We start from the raw sequence: 19,493 nt of genomic DNA, 5'->3' as shown, positions 1-19,493 counted from the left end.
CCTGGGCACGGCCGGCGCCGGCGTGGAGGCACAGCTGCTGGCGCTGGAGGCGCTGCGCTACGGGCCCGGTGCCGACACCGGCGCGCGTGCCCTGAGGCGCTGGCGCCGGGAATTCGAGCGCGCCGTGGCGGCGGCGCGGGCCGCCGCCGAAAACTCCTCCACGGCAGCGCCCACCGCGTTGCCGGCAGGGACGGCGCCGGCCCGGGAGGCGCCGGGGCGCTCGCGATAATCCCGGCATGCCCGTCCGTTTCCCCCTGCGCGCCGCCCCGGCGCTTGCCCTGGCGCTGTCGGCGCTGCTGGGCGCCACCGTCCCGGCTCTTGCCGCCAACGCCGCCCCGCACGACAGGAGCGCGTCCCAGCGCCAGCCCGCTCAGGGTGCCAAGGCGGTCAAGACGAAGACCGTGAAGGCCGCGCGCCCGGTGCGCGACGACGCCGACCCGGACATCGTCACCTACGGCCGCCGCGAGGACGTGGTGCGCTACGCCGCCGAGGTGGCGCAGAAGTTCGAGCTCGACGAGGCCTGGGTGCAGCAGCAGCTGGCGCAGGCGCGCTACCTGCCGCGCGTGGCGCAGCTGATCATGCCGGCGCCCGCGGGCACGGCCAAGAACTGGGCCGCCTACCGCGCCCGCTTCGTCAACGGCACCAACATCGCCGCGGGCCGGCGCTTCTGGGAAGAGAACGAGCGCTGGCTGGCGCAGGCCGAGGCGCGCTGGGGCGTGCCGGCGTCGCTGATCGTGGGGATCATCGGCGTGGAGACCGGCTGGGGCCGCAACACCGGGGGCTTCCGCGTCATCGACGCGCTGGCCACGCTGTCCTTCGACTTCCCCACCGGGCGCAGCGACCGCAGCCCCTTCTTCCGCGACGAGCTGGCGCAGCTGCTGGTGTGGGCGCGGCGCGAGGGCTTCGAGGCGACCGGCGTGCGCGGCTCCTACGCCGGCGCCATCGGGCTGCCGCAGTTCATGCCCAGCAACGTCAACCGCCTGGCGGTGGACTTCGACGGCAACGGCCACATCGACCTGATGAGCAGCCCGGCCGACGCCATCGGCAGCGTGGCGCACTACCTGGCCGAGCACGGCTGGCAGCCCGGGCTGCCCACGCACTACAGCGTGGCCCCGCCCGCCGACCCGGCCGCGCGCGCGCTGCTGCTGGCCCCGGACATCGTGCCCACCTTCACGCCGGCGCAGTTCGCCGAGCAGGGCGCGGCGCTGGAGCGCGCCGCGCAGGAGCAGCCCGGGCCGCTGGCGCTGGTGCAGCTCTTCAACGGCGACGCCGAGCCCAGCTACGTGGCGGGCACGCGCAACTTCTACGCCGTCACCCGCTACAACTGGTCGAGCTACTACGCGCTGGCCGTGATCGAGCTGGGCGAGGCCGTGGCGGCCGCGCGCTGAGTAGCGGCGCGGCCACGCCGGGCCCGGCCCGACCGCGAGTCAAGCTCGTGAAAGGCCCAAGTTGCAACATCTCCTCACAAATACAGGGGGAGGGAAACGGCCATGTCCGTGCCGGGAGACGGCGCCGCCGCGATGGCGGCGGCCGAGCGCGACCTGCTCTACGTCGAGGACAACCCGCTCAACGTGCTGCTGATGCGCGCGCTGCTGGAGCAGCGTCCGCACTGGCGGCTGCGCGTGGCGGCCGGCGTGGACGAAGCCGTGGCCGCGGCGCTGGCGGCGCCGCCGCACCTGCTGCTGCTGGACATGCACCTGCCCGACGGTGACGGCATCGCGCTGCTGGCGCGGCTGCGCACGCACGCGGCGCTGCGCGCCGTGCCGGCCATTGCCGTGTCGGCCGACGCGCTGGAGTCCGACATCCGCGCCGCCAGGGCCGCGGGCTTCGACGGCTACTGGACCAAGCCGCTGCACATGGGTTGCGTGCTGGCGGAGCTGGACACGCGGCTGGGCGCATAAGGCCGCCGCGCCGCCTTCAGCCCACGTCAAAGGGCAGCTTCAGGCTGAAGGTGCTGCCCTGCCCCGGCTGGCTGCTCACCAGCAGCGTGCCGCCCATCAGGTCCACCAGGCGCCGCACGATGGACAGCCCCAGCCCGGAGCCGCCATGGCGCCGCGTCGCCGAAACGTCGGCCTGCGTGAAGGGCTCGAACAGGTGCGGCAGCGCCAGCGGGTCGATGCCGATGCCGGTGTCGGCCACGTCCAGGCGCAGCAGCACCTGGCGCCCGTCGCGCACCAGCACCCGCGCGCGCAGCGTCACGTCGCCGGCGTCGGTGAACTTCACCGCGTTGGACAGCAGGTTGAGCAGCACCTGGCGCAGCCGCAGCGGGTCGGACACCAGGCTGCGCGGCAGCTCCGGCGCGAGCTCGGCCAACAGCCGCAGGCCCTTGGCCTCGGCCTGGGGCTGCAGCACGGCGAGCACCTCGTGCAGCAGCGGCCGCAGCTCGAAGACCACGGCCTCGAAGCGCAACTGGCCGGCCTCGATGCGCGAGAGGTCCAGCACGTCGTTGGTGAGCTGCAGCAGGTGCGCGCCGGCATCGCCGATGTGGCCGACGTAGGCCTGCGCCTGCGGCGGCAGCGCCATCTGCTGCAGCACGTGGCCCAGGCCGATGATGGCGTTGAGCGGCGTGCGCAGCTCGTGGCTCATGTTGGCCAAGAACGCGTTCTTGGCCGCGCTGGCCGCCTCGGCCTGGCTGGTGCGGCGGCGCAGCTCGTCCTCCAGCGCCTTGCGCTCGCTCAGGTCCGTGACCACGCCCAGCAGCCCGACGGGCTGCTGCTGCGCGTCGCGCAGCACGCTCAGGCTCAGCAGCCCCGGAAAGCGCCGGCCGCCGGCATGCACGAACAGCCACTCGCTGCTGCTGGCGACCGGTATGCCGGGCACGTCGGTCTCGGCGGCTGGGCGCAGCACGGGCATGGTCCCGGCGGGCAGTTCCTCGAGGCGCTGCGGCAGCTGCGCCTGCAGGTCGCGCGCATCGTGCAGGTGCAGCACCGGGCAGCCCAGCACCTGCGCCGCTGTCAGCCCGAACAGCGTCTCAGCGGCCGGGTTGAAGGAGGTGATGCGCCCTTGCAGGTCGGTGGCGACGATGGCGCTGGCGGCGCAGGCCAGGATCGCGCGCTCGCGCGCGGCGAACTGCTGCAGCGCCAGCGTGCGCTCGCGCACCTGCGCTTCGAGCGTGCCGTTGAGCTCGGCCAGGGCCTGGTCGGCGGCCTTGTGCTCGGTGACGTCGCGGGCGATGCCCAGCATGCCGGCGATGCGGCCGTCGGCCGCACGCAGCGGCACCTTGACGCTGGCGTAGATGCGGTGCTCGGCGCGGCCGGCGTCGAAGAGCGCTTCCTCCAGGCGCAGCGACTCGCCGTCGCGCATGACGCGCAGGTCCTCGGCTTCGAGCTTGTCGGCGAAGGCCGCGGGCAGCACGTCGCGGTCGCGCAGCCCCACCAGCGCCCGGCGCGAGCGGCCGATCACGGCCGCCGCGGCGGAGTTGACCATCGTGAAGCGGCCCTGCAGGTCCTTGATCCAGATCGGGTCGGGCGAGGACTCCAGCACCAGTTCCAGCAGTGCCGCGCTGTGCGGCTCCCGGGCATCCGCGCCCTGCGCCGCCCCCGTCCCCGCGAACGCTTCGGCGGCGCCGCCGGGGTGCGCAGGCTCGCCTGCCGTGGCCGCCAGCGTGGCCAAAAAATCCCGCGGCGGCCCGCCGCCGTCGCCGGGCGTGCCGCGGCCGGGCGCGGCGGAAGAACTCGTGGTCATGGAAAGAGGCTTGGGCGCGAAATCCGGGGACACCAGCACCATCCGTGACGCCGGCAACCGCCGCATGCCCGGCTTGTGTCAGCCAACAGGCACAGGCGAAGTCGAGAGGATGCAGCACGATGCCGGCCGCGCAGGCCGCACGGCGCGCCCGCGAACGGCCGCAGGCGTAAAAAAGTTCACGCGGGCGCCGACAGCCGGGGCGCCAGCGCGGCACGCCCCGGGTTGACGCAGCGCCGTCAGGCCTCGGCCATCGGCACCAGGAAGTCCTGGCTGATGCCCACGCCCAGGTCGCCCACGCAGCGCAGGAACTCGACCAAGTAGTCGTGCAGGCCCTCTTCCATGATCTCCTCGATGCGGCCCCAGCGCAGTTGCGCCTGCAACTTGCCGGCCAGGCGCATCGTCTCGCCGCTGTGCTCGTTGGCCACGAGCGTGAGCTGCTCCATGATGCCGTTGAGGCAGGCAAGCAGCGAGCGCGGCATGTCCGGGCGCAGGATCAGCAGCTCCGCCACCTTCTCCGGCCGGATCACGTTGCGGTAGACCTTGCGATAGATCTCGAAGGCCGAGACCGAGCGCAGCACCGCCGACCAGTAGTAGAAGTCCACCTCGTGCGACTCGTTCTGGCCCTGGGACTGGCCCTGGCCGTTGCCATGGCCGTTGCCGTTGTGCGCCTGCGTGAACGCGCCGCCCAGGGCGTGCAGCTTGGCGTCGAGCAGCCGCGCGGTGTTGTCGGCGCGCTCCAGGAAGGTGCCCAGGCGCAGGAAGTACATCGCCTCGTCTTCGAGCATGGTGCCCGTGCGCACGCCGCGGCTCAGGTGCGAGCGGTACTTGACCCAGTCGAAGATGGAGGCCGGGTCGCGCTCGAAGGCGCCGCTGGCCATCTGCTTGTTGAAGCCCAGCCAGGTCTGGTTCTGCGTCTCCCAGACCTCGGTGGTGAGCGCGCCGCGCACCGCGCGCGCGTTCTCGCGCGCCGCGCGCAGGCAGTTGACGATGCTCGACTGGTTGTTCTCGTCGCGCACCATGAAGTGCATGACGCTGGCGGCGTTGACCTCACCGTACTTGCGCTTGAAGTTGTCCTCCAGCTCGGAGATGCCCAGCAGCCCGCGCCAGCCGGCCTCGGCGCGGTCGGCCGATTGCGGCAGCAGCGAGGTCTGAAGGTTGACGTCCAGCATGCGCGCCGTGTTCTCCGCGCGCTCCATGTAGCGGGCCATCCAGAACAGATGGTCCGCGGTCCTCGACAGCATGACGTTGCGTCCTTTCTTGTCTTTACTCTTCGAGCACCCAGGTGTCCTTGGTGCCGCCGCCCTGCGAGGAGTTGACCACCAGCGAGCCCTCCTTGAGCGCCACGCGCGTGAGGCCGCCGGGCACCATCTGCACGCCGCCGGCGCCGCTGAGCACGAAGGGGCGCAGGTCGATGTGGCGCGGCGCGATGCCCGACTCGACATAGGTCGGGCACGTGGACAGGCTCAGCGTGGGCTGCGCGATGTAGTGCTGCGGGTTGGCCACGATCTTCTCGCGGAAGGCCTCGATCTCGGCCCGGGTCGAGGCCGGGCCCACCAGCATCCCGTAGCCGCCGGCGCCGTGCACCTCCTTGACCACCAGCTCGCCCAGGTTCGCCAGCACGTACTTCAGCGACTCCTCCTCGCGGCACAGGTAGGTCGGCACGTTCTCCAGGATCGGCTTCTCGCCCAGGTAGAACTCGACCATGCGCGGCACGTAGGGGTAGATCGACTTGTCGTCGGCGATGCCCGTGCCCACGGCGTTGCACAGCGTCACGCGCCCGGCGCGGTAGGCGCGCATCAACCCGGGGCAGCCCAGCGCGCTGTCGGCGCGGAAGGCCTCGGGGTCGAGGAAGTCGTCGTCGATGCGGCGGTAGATCACGTCCACGCGCTTGGCGCCGCGCGTGGTGCGCATGTGCACCGTGTCGTCCTTGACGAACAGGTCCGTGCCCTGCACCAGCTCCACCCCCATCTGCTGCGCCAGGAAGGCGTGCTCGAAGTAGGCCGAGTTGTACATGCCGGGCGTGAGCACCACCACGGTGGGCTCCTCCACGCCGGCCGGCGCCACCGAGCGCAGGGTTTCGAGCAGCAGGTCCGGGTAGTGCGCCACGGGCGCCACGCGCTCCTGCGCGAAGAGCTCGGGGAAGAGCCGCATCATCATCTTGCGGTTCTCCAGCATGTAGCTCACGCCGCTGGGCACGCGCAGGTTGTCCTCGAGCACATAGTTGGTGCCGGTGCCGTCGGGGTTGGCCGCGCGCACGAGGTCGATGCCGGCGATGTGCGACCAGATGTCGTGCGGCAGCTTCACGCCCGCCATCTCCGGGCGGTACTGCGCGTTCCTGAGCACCTGCTCGGCCGGCACGATCCCGGCCTTGAGGATCTCCTGCTCGCCGTAGACGTCGGCGATGAAGCGGTTGAGCGCCGTGACGCGCTGGCGCAGGCCCTGCGCCATGCGCCGCCACTCGGCGCCGGGGATCACGCGCGGGATCAGGTCGAAGGGGATCAGCCGCTCGGTGCCGGCGCCGTCGTCCTGCGCGCCGTACACGGCGAAGGTGATGCCCACGCGGCGGAAGATCATTTCCGCTTCCTGGCGCCGGGCGTCCATGAGCTCGCGCGGCTGGCGCTGCAGCCACTGGGCGAAGCGGCGGTAATGCTCGCGGACGGCGTCCGGGTGCGGACGCATCTCGTCGAAGCTGGGTCTCATCTTGATGGCTCCTTCCTAGGGGAGGATTCGCAACTTGTGTGCCACGGCGTCACCCATCGCCAGGCCTCGGCAGGGAAGCGGCACGCACCGTGCCGATCCGCTCACGCAGTGTCCCGGGCCTTTGCCTCTTCGGGTTTGCCCCAGCGCACGGTGTGCACGCGCACCGACAGCGAGTGCGCGCCGCCGCCGCGGATGACGCCGCGCAGCGGCGTCACGTCGCCGAAGTCGCGCCCCACGGCCACGCGCAGGTGCTCGATGTCGGGCACGACGCGGTTGGTCGGGTCCAGCTCCAGCCACGCGCCGTTCTGCGCCTCGTCGGCCCAGGCCCCCGGCGCCCACACCGCGGCCCAGGCGTGCGAGGCGTCGGCGCCCACCAGCGCCGGGCGCCCCGGCGGCGGACGCGTGAGCAGGTAGCCGCTGACGTAGCGCGCGGCCAGCCCCAGCGCGCGCAGCGCGCCCACGAGCACGTGCGCGAAGTCCTGGCACACGCCGCGGCGCAGCCGCAGCACCTCGGCCAGCGGCGTGTCGATCTGGGTGCTGGCACTGCGGTACTCGAAGCCGTCGTGGATGCGCTGCATCAGCTCGATCGCGGCCTCGGCCACCGGGCGCCCGGGCGCGAAGCTGGGCGCGGCCAGCTCGCGCAGGCCCTCGACCCGCGGCACGAACGGCGACCAGGCCGTGAACTCGGCGGCCGGCTCCCAGGGCCGGCCGGCGCGGTAGCGCAGCCGCTGCGCCACCGCCTCCCAGGGCTGGGACTGCGCCGGCCGCAGCGCCGCGGCGCGCGCGTGCAGCCGCACCCGGCTGCGTGCGCGCACCTGCAGCGCGTCGTGCGGGCGCGCCAGGCTGAAGAGCAGGCGCGGATTGCCGTGGCGGTCCAGGTCCTCGCGCGCATGGTCCGGCGGCGGCTCGATGCGCAGGTCGAACTCCTGCAGCTGCTGCCAGCTCTCCTCGCGCGGACGCAGCCAGGCCACGTGCTGCGCCAGCTCCACCGCCGAGCCGTAGCGGTACTCGGTGACGTGCTCGACGGCCAGCCCCAGGTGCGGCGGCTCGGCTTCGGCGGCGGCGGCTTCGGCCGCGGCCGGCGCGACGGCCGCCCCGGCCTGCGCCCCGGCCACGGGCGGGCCGAGCGCGGGCGTGTCGAAGACCAGGTCGTCGCCGCCGCCGCCCGGCGCCACGGCCTGCGCCGCGACCGCCAGCGGCAGGCCGGACGCCGTCCCGCAAGGGGCTTCGGGCCCGGCCCCGGAATCAGGCGAAGGCAGGGGCGCGGCGGTGTCGGTGTCCGGGGTCATGGCTTTTGCAGCGGGTCGCTGACGTGGGCGAAGAAGCGCTTGCCGATGTCGTCGGAGAGCTGCGCCCCGGCGTCGGCGAGCTGCGCCGACAGCGCGTCGAGCCGGCCTCGCAGGCCTTCGTCGTCCAGCCCGCGCAGCGCGTACAGCGTCAGGCCCGGCCCCTGCGCGGGCAGCCCGGCCAGCAGTTCATCGGCCACGTCGGCGGCGATGGGCAGCTTGCGCAGCTCGGTGCGCAGCCGGCGCAGGATGCAGGCCCAGGCGCGCGGGTTGTTGTCGTCGAGCACCAGCACGTCCACCAGCGCCAGCAGGTCCTGGTGGCGCTGGTAGCGGGCGCGGAAGGTGATGGTGCTGTCGTAGAGCTCCAGCAGCAGCGCGTTGCCCTCGGCGTCGGCCAGGGCCCCCTCGCGCAGCAGCACGCCCAGCTGCGTGGCATGGCTGACCAGGCGCTCGACGTGGCGGCCCACGGCCATCAGCCGCCAGCCGTGGTCGCGCGTCATGCGGTCGCTCTGCGCGCCGGTGACGGCGGCCAGCTGCACCGCCAGCTCGTCCAGGGCGCGCAACACCACGGCGGTGGTCGGCGGCACGCCGTCGTGCGGCGCCAGCGTGGCGCGCAGGTCCGCGCCCATGCTGCGCATCAGGCCCCAGTGCTCGGGCGACAGCCGCTCGCGTAGGCTGCCCGCGGCGCGCGACAGCGCCCCCAGCAGCGAGCCCACCCCGCCCTCCTCGCCCAGGCCCTTGAGCAGCGAGCGGCGCAGCAGCACGCGCGACGGCGCCGTGGTGTGCGCGCCCAGCAGCCCCTCGCGCTGCAGCAGCGCGTGCAGCGCGCGCTGCACCGGCGCGGGCAGCTCCGCGCCGGTGGTGCGCTGCAGCGCCGCGCGCGCCAGCCGCACCGCCTGCTCGGTGCGCTCGGTGTAGCGGCCCAGCCAGTACAGGCTCTCCGCGGCGCGGCTGGCCACCGGGCCGCGCCGCGCCAGGATGTCGTCCACGCCCAGGCGCCGCGTGAGCATGCTGAAGGTGTCCACCGTGCCGTCGGTGCGCACCCACAGGTCCATGGCGCTGCCGCGCCCCGGGCACAGCGGCGCGTCGCCCTCCTCCACCACGCGCGCCAGGCCGCCGGGCAGCACCTGCCAGTGGCCGGCGCCGTCGGCCACCGCGTACACGCGCAGGCCCACGGCCACGTCGTCGAGCCGGCCCTCGCGCCAGCGCAGCGCCTTGGAGCGCCCGGGACGCTCCTGCAGCGTCCAGGCATCGGGGTCGTCGTCGATGCGCCCCGGTTCGGGGCGCGACGCACCAGCATCGGGCCCGAAACTGGGGCGCATGCACAGCTTCGGCAGGTGCGGACGCACCGACTTGCGCGCCGCGTCCTCGCCGCACCACCACGACGCCAGCGTCGGCAGCAGCAGCGGCTGGCCCAGCAGCGCCTGCGCGATGCCGGGCAGGAAGCCGTTGACCGCGGGCGACTCCAGGAAGCCGCTGCCCGGCGCGTTGGCCAGCGCCAGGCGCCCGGCGCGCAGCACCTGCAGCAGCCCCGGCACGCCCCAGTAGCCGGCATGCTCGTCGAGCTCCAGCGGGTCGCACTGGTGGTCGTCGATCATGCGCAGCAGCCCGTGCACCGGCGCCAGGCCTTCGAGCATCTTCAGGTACAGCCGCTCGCCGCGCACCGTCAGGTCGCCGCCCTCGACCAGCGGCAGCCCCAGGTAGCGCGCGAGGTAGGCATGCTCGAAGTAGCCCGGCGCGTCCGGCCCCGGCGTCAGCAGCGCCAGGCGCGGATGCGCGTCGGCCGCGGCCAGCGACGCCTGCGCCCGCAGCGACTGCAGCAGCCGCCGGTAGGTCGTGGCCATGTGCTGCACGCGCAGCTGCTCGAAGGCCTCGGGGAATAGCCGGGAGACGATCAGCCGGTGCTGCAGCACGTGGCCCAGGCCCGCGCCGGTCTGGGTGCGCTGCGCCGTCACCCACCAGCGCCCGTCGGGCCCGCGCGCGAGCTCGAAGGCCACCACGTGCAGGTACTGCCCGCCCGGGGGCGTGAAGCCGTGCAGCGGGCGCAGGTAGCCCGGGTGGCGGAACAGCAGCGCCGGCGGCAGCAGCGCGCGCTCCAGCAGCTGCTGGCGCCCGCCGTACACGTCGGCCAGGATCAGCTGCAGCAGCTGCGCGCGCTGCGCCACGCCGCGCTCGATGGCGGCCCAGTCGGCGGGCTCGATCACCAGCGGCAGCAGCTCCGGCGTCCAGGGCTGCGACTGCTCGTTGCCGTGCACGTTGTGCGTGACGGCATCGGCGCGCAGCTGCTGCGCGAGCTGCTGCGCGCGGCGCTGCAGCTCCGCGCCGAAGGCCTGCGGCCGCGGCGGCAGCGTGGTCAGCAGCTTCTGCCACGAGGCGCCCAGGTTGCGGTCGGGCGCGCGCCACTCGTCGAGCGCCCCGGTGGTGGGCAGCCGGGTGAGCCAGTCGGCGGCGCTGGCCACCGTGCGCGGACGGCTGCGCGGGGTGGCGGCCTTCATTCAGCTCAGCCCGGCGTGCGCAGGTCGAGCGTGAAGGGGAACTCCAGGCTCGGCCGCGCGGGCGCCACCTGCAGGCGCCCGGGCGTGTGGTCCAGCTTGAAGAAGCGCGCCAGGCGCCGGCTCTCGGCCTCGTAGGCGTTGACGGGGAAGGTCGCGTAGTTGCGCCCGCCCGGGTGCGCCACGTGGTAGCGGCAGCCGCCCACCGAGCGCTCCATCCAGCGGTCCACCAGGTCGAAGGTCAGCGGCGCGTGCACGCCGATGGTCGGGTGCAGCGCCGACGGCGGCTGCCACGCGCGGTAGCGCACGCCGCAGACGAACTCGCCCACGCGCCCCGTGGGCTGCAGCGGCAGCGCGCGGCCGTTGACCGTGACGACGTGGCGGTTGCCGTTGAGCCCCGTGACCTTGACCTCCAGCCGCTCCAGCGAGGAGTCCACGTAGCGCACGGTGCCGCCGGCAAAGCCCTCCTCGCCCATGACGTGCCAGGGCTCCAGCGCGGTGCGCAGCTCCAGCTCCATGCCCTGCGTGGCCATCGCGCCGATGACGGGGAAGCGGAACTCGAAGTGCGGCGCGAACCAGGCGCCGTCAAAGGGCAGCCCGGCCGCGCGCAGGTCGGCCATCACGTCCTCGAAGTCCATCTTCACGAAGGTGGGCAGCAGGAAGCGGTCGTGCAGCGCCGTGCCCCAGCGCGTTAGCCGCGTGTCGCCGCGGCCGCGGTACGGCTCGCGCCAGAACCAGGCCACCAGCGCGCGCAGCAGCAGCTGCTGCGCCAGGCTCATGCGCGCATGCGGCGGCATCTCGAAGGCGCGCAGCTCCAGCAGGCCCAGGCGCCCGGTGGGGCCGTCGGGCGAGTAGAGCTTGTCGATGCAGAACTCGGCGCGGTGCGTGTTGCCGGTGACGTCGATGAGCAGGTTGCGGAAGAGCCGGTCCACCAGCCACGGCTGCACGCCCGCCGGGCCGCTGCCCTGGCGCTCCAGCTCGGCCAGCGCGATCTCCAGCTCGTACACCTGGTCGTCGCGCGCCTCGTCGAAGCGCGGCGCCTGGCTGGTCGGGCCGATGAACAGGCCGCTGAAGAGGTAGCTCAGGCTCGGGTGGTTGTGCCAGTAGGCCAGCAGGCTGGCCAGCAGGTCCGGGCGGCGCAGGAACGGGCTGTCCGCCGGCGTCGCGCCGCCGAGCACCAGGTGGTTGCCGCCGCCGGTGCCGGTGTGGCGGCCGTCGAGCATGAACTTCTCGGTCGAGAGCCGGCTGTGGTGCGCGGCGTCGTAGAGGAACTCGGTGTGCGAGACCAGCTCGTCCCAGTTGCCGGCCGGGTGGATGTTCACCTCGATCACGCCCGGGTCGGGCGTGACCTGCAGGATCTTCAGGCGCGGGTCGCGCGGCGCCATGTAGCCCTCCAGCACCACACGCACGCCCAGCTCGCGCGCCGTGGCCTCCACGTGCGCGAGCAGCTCCAGGTAGTGCTCCAGGCTCTGCAGCGGCGGCATGAAGACGTAGAGCGCGCCGGTGGTGGCCTTCGACGCCACCTCGGCCTTGGGGCCGTTGGCGCGCGCCGGGTCGCGCACCTCCACGCACAGCGCCGTGCGCGTGATCCACGAGGCCGACTCCTGGCGCGAGGGCAGGCCCTGCTGCCCGCCCGGCGCGCCGGCCAGGCGGCCGTCGCGGCCCAGCGTGCCGGTGCCCGCGCCCAGGCCGTCGCCGACGCCGGCGCCGCCCTGGCCGCCACCGAGGCCCCCGCCCGAGTCCCCGCCCCAACCGGCACCCGCGCCGCCACCGAAGGACGCGTCCTGCGCCTCGCCCGGCCAGGGCTGGCCCTGCAGCGCCACGACGCCGCCCTCGGCCCAGCCGCTGCCGGCATGGTGCGCGTCATAGCCGGGCTGCTGGTGCTGCGGCGCGCCGGCGCCGCCGGGCAGCGGGCCGCGCGGGGCGAAGGGGTCGGGCATGAAGTCCTGCGCCTTGTCCTCCTCCGTGGCCCAGGGCAGCGAGTCCAGCGGCAACCGGTAACCCATGGGCGAGTCGCCGGGCAGCAGGTACAGGCGCTCGTCGCGCAGGAACCACGGGCCGCTGGCCCAGGCGCCGGGGTCGCGGCGCAGCGGCAGCGCGTAGCCGGTGACGCTGTCCAGGCCCTTCGAGAACACGCGGCGCAGGCGCACGCGCTCGAGCTCGTCGTCGAGCTTCGAATCGAAGGGATCGACGTTCACCGGCAGCCGGCGCTCGCGCCACAGGTGGTACCAGGCATCCTCGTAGCCGGGCATGACGTGCTCGGCCTTGACGGCCAGCCGCGCCGCCAGCCGGGTGATGAAGCGCTGCGCGTCCTCAGGCGTGTAGGGCTGGTGCTCGCGCTCGTCGGCGAAGAGCGACGGGTCCTGCCAGCAGGGCTGGCCGTCGGCGCGCCAGGCAATCGTCATGGCCCAGCGCGGCAGCTGCTCGCCCGGGTACCACTTGCCCTGGCCGAAATGCAGGAAGCCGCCCTGGCCGTACTCGCCGTGCAGCCGGTGCAGCAGGTCCACGGCGCGGCCGCGCTTGGTCGGGCCCAGCGCGTCGGTGTTCCACTCGGCGCCGTCGCGGTCATCGACCGAGACGAAGGTGGGCTCGCCGCCCATGGTCAGGCGCACGTCCTGCGCCTGCAGCCGCTCGTCCACGGCCTGGCCCAGGGCGACCATGTCGGCCCACTGCGCGTCGGTGTAGGGCTTGGTCACGCGCGGCGACTCGTGCACGCGCGTGATCTCCATGAGGTGCTCGAACTCGACCTCGGACTTGTCCACCGCGCCCGTGATCGGCGCCGCGCTCGACGGCTCGGGGGTGCAGGCCACCGGGATGTGGCCCTCGCCGGCGAGCAGCCCCGAGGTCGGGTCCAGGCCGATCCAGCCCGCGCCGGGCAGGAACACCTCGCACCAGGCGTGCAGGTCGGTGAAGTCGCTTTCGGCGCCCGACGGGCCGTCGAGCGACTTCACGTCGGGCACGAGCTGGATCAGGTAGCCCGAGACGAAGCGCGCGGCCAGGCCCAGGCGGCGCAGCACCTGCACCAGCAGCCAGGCCGAGTCCCGGCACGAGCCGCTGCGCTTCTCCAGCGTCTCCTCCGGCGTCTGCACGCCCGGCTCCAGGCGGATGAGGTAGCTGACCTCGCGCTGCAGGCGCTGGTTGAGATCGACCAGGAAATTGATCGTGGCCTGCGGCTCGCGCGGGATGCTTTCGACGAAGGCGCCCAGCTTCGGCGTCAGCGCCGAGGTGACGAGGTAGGGCGCGAGCTCGCGTGCGCTGTCCTCGGCGTACTGGAACGGGAACTTCTCCGCGTGCGGCTCCAGGAAGAAGTCGAAGGGGTTGTAGACCGACATCTCGGCCACGAGATCGACCGTGACCTTGAACTCCGTCGTCTGCTCCGGGAACACCAGCCGCGCGATGTAGTTGGAGAACGGGTCCTGCTGCCAGTTGATGAAGTGCTGCGCGGGCTCCACGCGCAGGGCGTAGCTCAGGATGGGCGTGCGGCAGTGCGGCGCGGGGCGCAGCCGCACCAGCTGCGGCGACAGGCCCACGCGGCGGTCGTAGCGGTAGTGCGTGACGTGGTGCAGCGCGACATGGATGGACACGACGACGTTCCCTTGTTCGAGATGGCGAAATTGCAGTGAAGGACGGGCGAAAGATCGATTCTCGCACCCGGGTAAACCCGAAAGTTGACGACGCTACTGGGGCACCGCCGCGGGGCATTGCCTTAGCTCAAACCGTGCCGCCAGTAACGAAGCCACCGGTTCCGCTCGCAGCTCGCCTGTCCATCACGCCAGCGCCAGGCCCCGCAAACCGGGGATTGCACCATCTCAATGCGTCGCGCACGCAACCGCTGCACCACTTCGGGGCTCGGGTGGTCGAAACGGTTGTGGTGGCCGGCCTGCACCACGGCCACGGCCGGCGCGACCGCGTCCAGGAAGGCGGCCGAGGACGAGCCGCCGCTGCCGTGGTGCGGCACCAGCAGCAGCGTGCTGCGCAGCGCGGCGGGGTCGGTGGCCAGCAGCGCCGCTTCCTGCGCCGCGCCGATGTCGCCCGTGAGCAACAGCCGCCGGCCGGCGGCGTCGCTGACCTGCAGCACGCAGCTCAGGGCGTTGGGCGGCGTCGAGGGCCGCGCGTAGGCTGCGGCCGGCGGGTGCAGCACGGTGAAGCCCACGCCGTCGCGCTCCCAGTGCTGGCCGGCCTCGCAGCGCGCATGCGGCACGCCCAGGCCCAGCAGCGCGTGGCCGGGCTCCAGCGAGCTGCGCAGCCGCGCCACCGGCAGCGCGCGCAGCACCGAGGCGGCGCCGCCGGCGTGGTCCAGGTCGCGGTGGCTGACCACGAGGGTGTCGAGCCGGTGCTCGCCCAGCGCGTGCAGCAGCGGCACCAGCACGCGCTCGCCGGCGTCGCGCCCGGGGCCGTACTGCGGCCCGGTGTCGTAGAGCAGCGTCGAGCCATGGGTGCGCACCAGCACGGCGTTGCCCTGGCCCACGTCGGCGGCGATCACCTCGAATGCCCCAGGCGGCGGACGCGAGGCCGGCGGCAGCACCACCGGCAGCAGCAGCGGCAGGCCCAGCAGGCGCAGCCGCCACGGCAGCGGCGCCACCAGCAGCGCGCCGGCCAGCAGCGCCGCCGCCTGCGCCCAGCCCGGCGCCACCGCCGCGTGCCACACCGCGCCGGGCACGGCGGCCAGCTGCGCCAGCACCCAGGACAGCGCCGCCAGCAGCGCCGCCGCCGCGCTCCACAGCGGCGCCCAGGCCGCGCCCAGCAGCGCCAGCGGCGCCAGGACCAGCGTCACCACCGGAATGGCCACCAGGTTGGCCAGCAGCCCGACCAGCGAGAACTGCTGGAACAGCAGCAGCGTCAGCGGCGCCAGGCCGACGCTGGCCAGCCACTGCGTGCGCAGCCCGGCGCGCAGCGCGGCGCCGGCACGGTGCGCGAGCAGGGCCAGGCGCGGGGCCGCGTCGGCTGCGGCGCTCGGCGCCGGGTCGGCGCCGGCCTCGCGCTGCGCCGGTTCCGAGGCCATCAGCAGGGCGACCGCCGCGAACGACAGCCAGTAGCCCGGCTGCAGCAGCGCCCAGGGATCCAGCGCGCTCACCAGCACCGCCACGGCGCCCAGCAGCAGCGGCCAGGGCCAGCGCAGGCCCAGCGCGCGCAGCAGCGCCGCGAAGGCGATGGTCCACACCGTGCGCTGCGCCGGCACGCCCCAGCCGGCCAGCAGCGCGTAGGCCGCGGCCAGCCCCACGCCGCCCCAGCGCGCGGCGCCGGGCGCCGGCCACCACAGCGCCAGTGACGGGGAGCGGCGCCACAGCGCCCCCACGGCCGCGCCGGCCAGCCACGCGAACATGGTGACGTGCAGCCCGCTGATGGCCATCAGGTGCGCCGTGCCGGTGGCGCGGAACAGCGCCCAGTCGGCGCGGTCGATGGCGGCCTGGTCGCCCACCGCCAGCGCGGCCAGCACGCCGGCGGCGCGCGCATCGGGCACCTGCGCCTCGATGGCCTCGCGCACGCGCTGGCGCGCGCGCTCCACGGCATGGCCGGCGGCTTCGTCGAGCAGCTGCGGCCGGGGCTGCGTGCGCACGCTGCCGGTGGCGCGGATGCCGCGCTCGAACAGCCACAGCTCGCCGTCGAAGCCGTGCGGGTTGAGCAGCGCATGCGGCGCCTGCAGCCGCGCCCACAGCCGCCAGCGCTGGCCGGCGCGCAGCACGGTGCCCGGGGCGGCCAGCGCCGCCTCGTCGGGGCCGCCGCGGCTCCAGGACAGCGACACGCGCCGCGGCACGGCCGCCGGCGTGCCGTCCGCAGCCGTTGCCTGCTCCACTTCCAGCACGAAGCGCAGCCCGTCGGCGCTCTCCTGCGGCAGCTCGGCCACCACGCCGGTGAGCGCCACCACCTGCCGCTCCAGCGCGGGCGGGAGCGCGTCGGCCAGCCGCGCGCGCGCCTGCAGCCCGGCGTTGGCCGCGCCCAGCGCCGCCAGCGCGCCGGCGGCCAGCGCCAGCCGCAGCGCGGCCATGAGCGCATGGGCATGGCGCCGCAGCCGCCAGGCGAGCCACCCCAGCAGCGGCGCGGCGGCCAGCAGCGCGGCATCCAGCGCCGGCGCCCACAGCCGCGGCTGGCCGAGCTGCCAGGCCGTGCCCAGCAGCCAGGCCAGCACTAGCACGCCGCCGCGCAGGCCGCGGCCCTCCCCCGAAAGGGCGGGTGTAGGATGCCCGGCCCCAATGTCCACCCCCTGAAATATCGACATGTCCACGATCCAGGAACGACTCGATGCCCTGGGCATCACGCTGCCGCCGGTGGCGGTGCCCGCCGCCGCCTACGTGCCCTTCGCGCGCAGCGGCAACCTGGTCTTTCTCTCCGGCCACATCGCCAAGAAAGATGGGAAACCCTGGGTCGGCCAGCTCGGCGCGACCATGGGCACCGAGGAAGGGGCCGCCGCGGCGCGCGCTGTGGCCATCGACCTGATGGGCACCCTGGCGGCGGCCGTGGACGGCGACCTCGCGCGCGTGGTGCGCATCGTCAAGGTCATGAGCCTGGTCAACAGCACGCCCGACTACACCGAGCAGCACCTGGTGACCAACGGCTGCTCCAACCTGCTGGGCGAGGTCTTCGGCGCGGACGTCGGCGCGCACGCGCGCAGCGCCTTCGGCGTGGCGCAGCTGCCGCTGGGCGCCTGCGTGGAGATCGAGCTGATCGCCGAAGTGCAATGAACCTGCACCTGGCGCAAGCGTCCGGCCCCCGGCGCGATCCGCTGCCGGGGCTGATCGCGCTGGCCAGCGTGGCCGCCATCGGCGCGGCACTGGTGTCGCAGCACGTCTTCGGCATGGAGCCTTGCCCCTGGTGCGTGCTGCAGCGGCTGATCTTCGCCGCCATGGCGCTGGGCGCGCTGGCGGCCTGGTCGGCCAACGCCCCGGGGCTGCGCCGCCTGGCGCTGGCGCTGACGGCGCTGCTGTCGCTGTCCGGCGTGGCCGCGGCGCTGTGGCAGCACTTCGTGGCCGCCAGCTCCACCTCGTGCAACCTGACGCTGGCCGACCGCGTCATCGCCATGCTCGGCCTGGACGCGAGCCTGCCCGAGGTGTTCCAGCCGCGCGCGAGCTGCGCCGACGCGGCGGTGGACCTGCTGGGCGTGCCCTACGAGTTCTGGAGCCTGGCGCTGTACGTGCTGCTGGGCGCGGCCGCGCTGTTCGCGCTGCGCCGCACGGCGCGCTGACACGCAGGCCTGCCCGGCCAGCCGGGACGCCGTCCCGGCTGGCCCGGCCGGGGCGCTTTCCACGCCCCCTTCAAGGGCCCTCGTCCGGGCCCTGCGGCCGCCCTCGCGAGGGCGGCCCCGGCCGACGCCTCAGCGGCCCGCGGCCGGCGCGCCGCCCTGTTCCTCGCCACGGCGCCGGCGCAGCCGCCGCACCAGCGGCAGTAGCCCCACGCCGAGCGCGAACATGGCGTATTCCGAGGGCTCAGGCACGGCCGCGGCCGGGCCCTGGCCGAGCGCGGTCTTGGGCACCAGGTTGGAGGTCAGCGTGTAGCTGGCGCCGTAGCGGGTGGTGCTGCCGGTGATCAGGAAGTAGTACTTGATGCGCCCGTCGAGGTGGTCGAAGCTGAAGGTTTCGCCCGGCTTGAAGGTGGCCAGCAGCTGGTCGGGCCCGTAGTAGTCGCCGTAGAAGCCCAGCGTCAGGTCCTCGATCGTGCCCTTGGTGAGCTGGAACGAGCCCCGCACGCTGGTGGAGCGGCTCTGCATCGGCGTGAGCATGTAGCGGGCGTCGTCCACGAACGTGGTGCCCGCCCGCAGGTTCCGCACCCAGGTTTCCTGCGTGTCGTGGTTGCCCCAGTTCATGTCGATGGCATACGCCGAGGGCGCCATTGCCGCGGCCAGCAGCCATGGAATCGCGAGAGCTTTCATGTCCGGTAACCTTTTCATTCAGAAATAAACAGCGGCCGCGGATGCGGCTGCCCGAATTTCGTGCGCGGGCTATTCCTGGGCAACCCCTTATTCGAATCATGCATCTGAGCCAATGGCCATTGCATTGCCTTGCCGGCATTTACAAACAGCCTTGGAAAATCACGTTTACGAGTTTCCTCAGACAACTCGCGGCACCGCCATCGCGGCGTTTGCCTGTGACGAATTACAGTTCATTTTCAAAACCCGCAATAACTTCACTTGTCCGGGATTCAGATTCGACCCCTGGCGCGCAAATTTTGGCGCCATAGCGATCGGCATGCCCGCCAAGTAACAGGACTGTCAATCGGCCGCGCCGGTGCGGCCCGGGCCGGCCGGCCGGCGCGCCGCGCGGCCGCGATGCCCCCGCGCCTGGACGAGTCGGGCTGCCAGGGCGCCGCCATCGCCCATATAATCAAGCACATTAAATGCTTAATGACTAAAAGTCATTTTTAAATTTCAGTGGCTGAAGATAGCGTCCTGGTGGAGTCGAGCCTGCGGCAGCTCAACGAGCGGCGGCGCCGCGCCGTGGAGCTGCGCCTCGAGGGCCGCTCGCTGCAGGAGATCCGCGGCGAGACGGGCCTGAGCGCGCCCACCGTGATCGCGGCGCACAAGGCGTTCCTGGCCGGTGGCTGGGGCGCGGTAGCGGTGCGCGGGCGCGGGCGCCAGCACGGCGAGGGCCGTGCGCTGGGCGCAGCGCAGGAGCAAGCCCTGCGCCGCCTGGTGCTGTCGCAGCCCCCGCAAGCCGGTGCGCTGGAGGTGCCGCTGTGGCAGCGCGAGGCGCTGGGCCAGTGGGTGCAGCGCGAGCTGGGCGTGGCGCTGGGCGAGCGCACCGTCACGCGCTACCTGGAGCGCTGGGGCCTGCGCCTGGCGCCGCTGCAGGAGGCGGCCGACACGGCCGAAGCGCGGCAGTGGCTGCACGACGCGCTGCCGGGCTGCGTGCGCCAGGCGCGGCAGCGCCATGCGCAGCTGTTCTGGTGCGGCGAGTTGCGCGTGGACGGGGCCGAGGGCGCGCCGGTGCGGCTGCTGGCGGCGCTGAGCCTGCGCGGCAGCCTGCTGTGGCTGGCGCCGCGACCCGGCGAGCCCGGCGCGCTGAGCGATTTCCTGCAGCGGCTGCGCCGCGCCGCCGAGGGCCCGGTGCTGGCGCTGCTGCACGGCGTGGACCTGGACAGCGCCGCCGGCGCGGCGTTGCGCGCGCAACTCGAACCCCTGGGCGTGGCGCTGCAGCCCTGCCCGCTGGCGCTGCGCCGTGCCGTGGCTGCCGAGGCCCGGCCGGCGGCGCCGGCCCCGGCCGTGGCGCGGGCGCCGCGCCCCCTTCCCTCGCCCCCGATCGCCTACGTCACGGCGCCGGCCGCCGCGCCGCGCGCCCTGCCCCCGAAGCCACCGGCGCCCATCCTGAGCGCGCCGGCCGTCGAGGGCCGCCGCGGCGCG

15 protein-coding genes are annotated in these 19,493 nt (G+C 73.9%); 7 read left to right on the top strand and 8 right to left on the bottom strand.

The genetic code is table 11. The features are described 5' to 3' along the window. The 3 genes from FJ694_RS32895 to FJ694_RS32885 all read left to right on the top strand — a co-directional run. A partial coding sequence (locus FJ694_RS32895) for a hypothetical protein (RefSeq protein WP_198321130.1) occupies positions 1-229 on the top strand: 229 nt, incomplete at its 5' end. Positions 230-236: 7 nt separating this feature from the next. Next, positions 237-1,388, top strand: a complete 1,152-nt coding sequence (gene mltB, locus FJ694_RS32890; protein WP_157271750.1) for a lytic murein transglycosylase B — start codon at positions 237-239, stop codon at positions 1,386-1,388. A 102-nt stretch (positions 1,389-1,490) separates the two neighbouring features. Next, positions 1,491-1,901 carry a response regulator gene (locus FJ694_RS32885; RefSeq protein WP_157271749.1) on the top strand — a complete coding sequence of 137 codons (411 nt, stop codon included), beginning with the start codon at positions 1,491-1,493 and terminating at the stop codon, positions 1,899-1,901. A 16-nt stretch (positions 1,902-1,917) separates the two neighbouring features. On the opposite strand, the gene FJ694_RS32880 is transcribed toward FJ694_RS32885, so the two are convergent. The 7 genes from FJ694_RS32880 to FJ694_RS32850 form a co-directional block, all read right to left on the bottom strand. Next, positions 1,918-3,684 (bottom strand): PAS domain-containing sensor histidine kinase, encoded by a 1,767-nt coding sequence (locus tag FJ694_RS32880; protein ID WP_198321129.1) that lies wholly within the window; start codon positions 3,682-3,684, stop codon positions 1,918-1,920. A 236-nt stretch (positions 3,685-3,920) separates the two neighbouring features. After that, on the bottom strand, positions 3,921-4,925 hold the full coding sequence (locus FJ694_RS32875; RefSeq protein ID WP_157271747.1) for an alpha-E domain-containing protein: 1,005 nt from the start codon (positions 4,923-4,925) through the stop codon (positions 3,921-3,923). 22 nt (positions 4,926-4,947) lie between these two features. Further along, positions 4,948-6,384 carry a circularly permuted type 2 ATP-grasp protein gene (locus FJ694_RS32870; RefSeq protein WP_157271746.1) on the bottom strand — a complete coding sequence of 479 codons (1,437 nt, stop codon included), beginning with the start codon at positions 6,382-6,384 and terminating at the stop codon, positions 4,948-4,950. 101 nt (positions 6,385-6,485) lie between these two features. Continuing rightward, on the bottom strand, positions 6,486-7,673 hold the full coding sequence (locus tag FJ694_RS32865; protein WP_157271745.1) for a transglutaminase family protein: 1,188 nt from the start codon (positions 7,671-7,673) through the stop codon (positions 6,486-6,488). Beyond that, entirely contained in the window at positions 7,670-10,165 is a 2,496-nt protein-coding gene (locus tag FJ694_RS32860; RefSeq protein ID WP_157271744.1) for a circularly permuted type 2 ATP-grasp protein, read from the bottom strand. The genes FJ694_RS32865 and FJ694_RS32860 overlap by 4 nt, the downstream gene beginning before the upstream one ends. A 5-nt stretch (positions 10,166-10,170) precedes the next feature. Next, positions 10,171-13,746: a transglutaminase family protein gene (locus FJ694_RS32855; protein ID WP_157271743.1), complete on the bottom strand. Its 3,576-nt coding sequence runs from the start codon at positions 13,744-13,746 to the stop codon at positions 10,171-10,173. Positions 13,747-13,868: 122 nt separating this feature from the next. Next, a complete protein-coding gene (locus tag FJ694_RS32850; protein ID WP_157271742.1) occupies positions 13,869-16,379 on the bottom strand; it encodes a DNA internalization-related competence protein ComEC/Rec2 in 2,511 nt (836 codons plus the stop codon). Between FJ694_RS32850 and FJ694_RS32845 the strand changes: the two genes are divergently transcribed. Further along, on the top strand, positions 16,378-16,842 hold the full coding sequence (locus FJ694_RS32845) for a RidA family protein (RefSeq protein ID WP_157271741.1): 465 nt from the start codon (positions 16,378-16,380) through the stop codon (positions 16,840-16,842). The two genes, FJ694_RS32850 and FJ694_RS32845, sit on opposite strands and share 2 nt — an antisense overlap. Beyond that, positions 16,839-17,342 carry a disulfide bond formation protein B gene (locus FJ694_RS32840; RefSeq protein ID WP_157271740.1) on the top strand — a complete coding sequence of 168 codons (504 nt, stop codon included), beginning with the start codon at positions 16,839-16,841 and terminating at the stop codon, positions 17,340-17,342. The genes FJ694_RS32845 and FJ694_RS32840 overlap by 4 nt, the downstream gene beginning before the upstream one ends. A gap of 129 nt (positions 17,343-17,471) precedes the next feature. Here FJ694_RS32840 and FJ694_RS32835 read toward each other — a convergent pair whose 3' ends face one another. After that, the gene (locus FJ694_RS32835; protein ID WP_157271739.1) at positions 17,472-18,026 is read right to left on the bottom strand and encodes a hypothetical protein; all 555 of its coding nucleotides are present in this window, start codon (positions 18,024-18,026) and stop codon (positions 17,472-17,474) included. 112 nt (positions 18,027-18,138) lie between these two features. Between FJ694_RS32835 and FJ694_RS32830 the strand changes: the two genes are divergently transcribed. Together FJ694_RS32830 and FJ694_RS36930 are read left to right on the top strand one after the other, a co-directional pair. Further along, positions 18,139-18,357 carry a hypothetical protein gene (locus FJ694_RS32830; protein ID WP_157271738.1) on the top strand — a complete coding sequence of 73 codons (219 nt, stop codon included), beginning with the start codon at positions 18,139-18,141 and terminating at the stop codon, positions 18,355-18,357. Positions 18,358-18,545: 188 nt separating this feature from the next. Continuing rightward, positions 18,546-19,493 (top strand): winged helix-turn-helix domain-containing protein (locus tag FJ694_RS36930; protein WP_198321128.1); only part of this gene is annotated, 948 nt, incomplete at its 3' end.

Source organism: Azohydromonas aeria (assembly GCF_009760915.1).
GTDB lineage: Bacteria > Pseudomonadota > Gammaproteobacteria > Burkholderiales > Burkholderiaceae_C > Azohydromonas > Azohydromonas aeria.
Note: the sequence above shows the minus strand (reverse complement) of the source record. Positions and strands in the feature narration are given on the sequence as shown.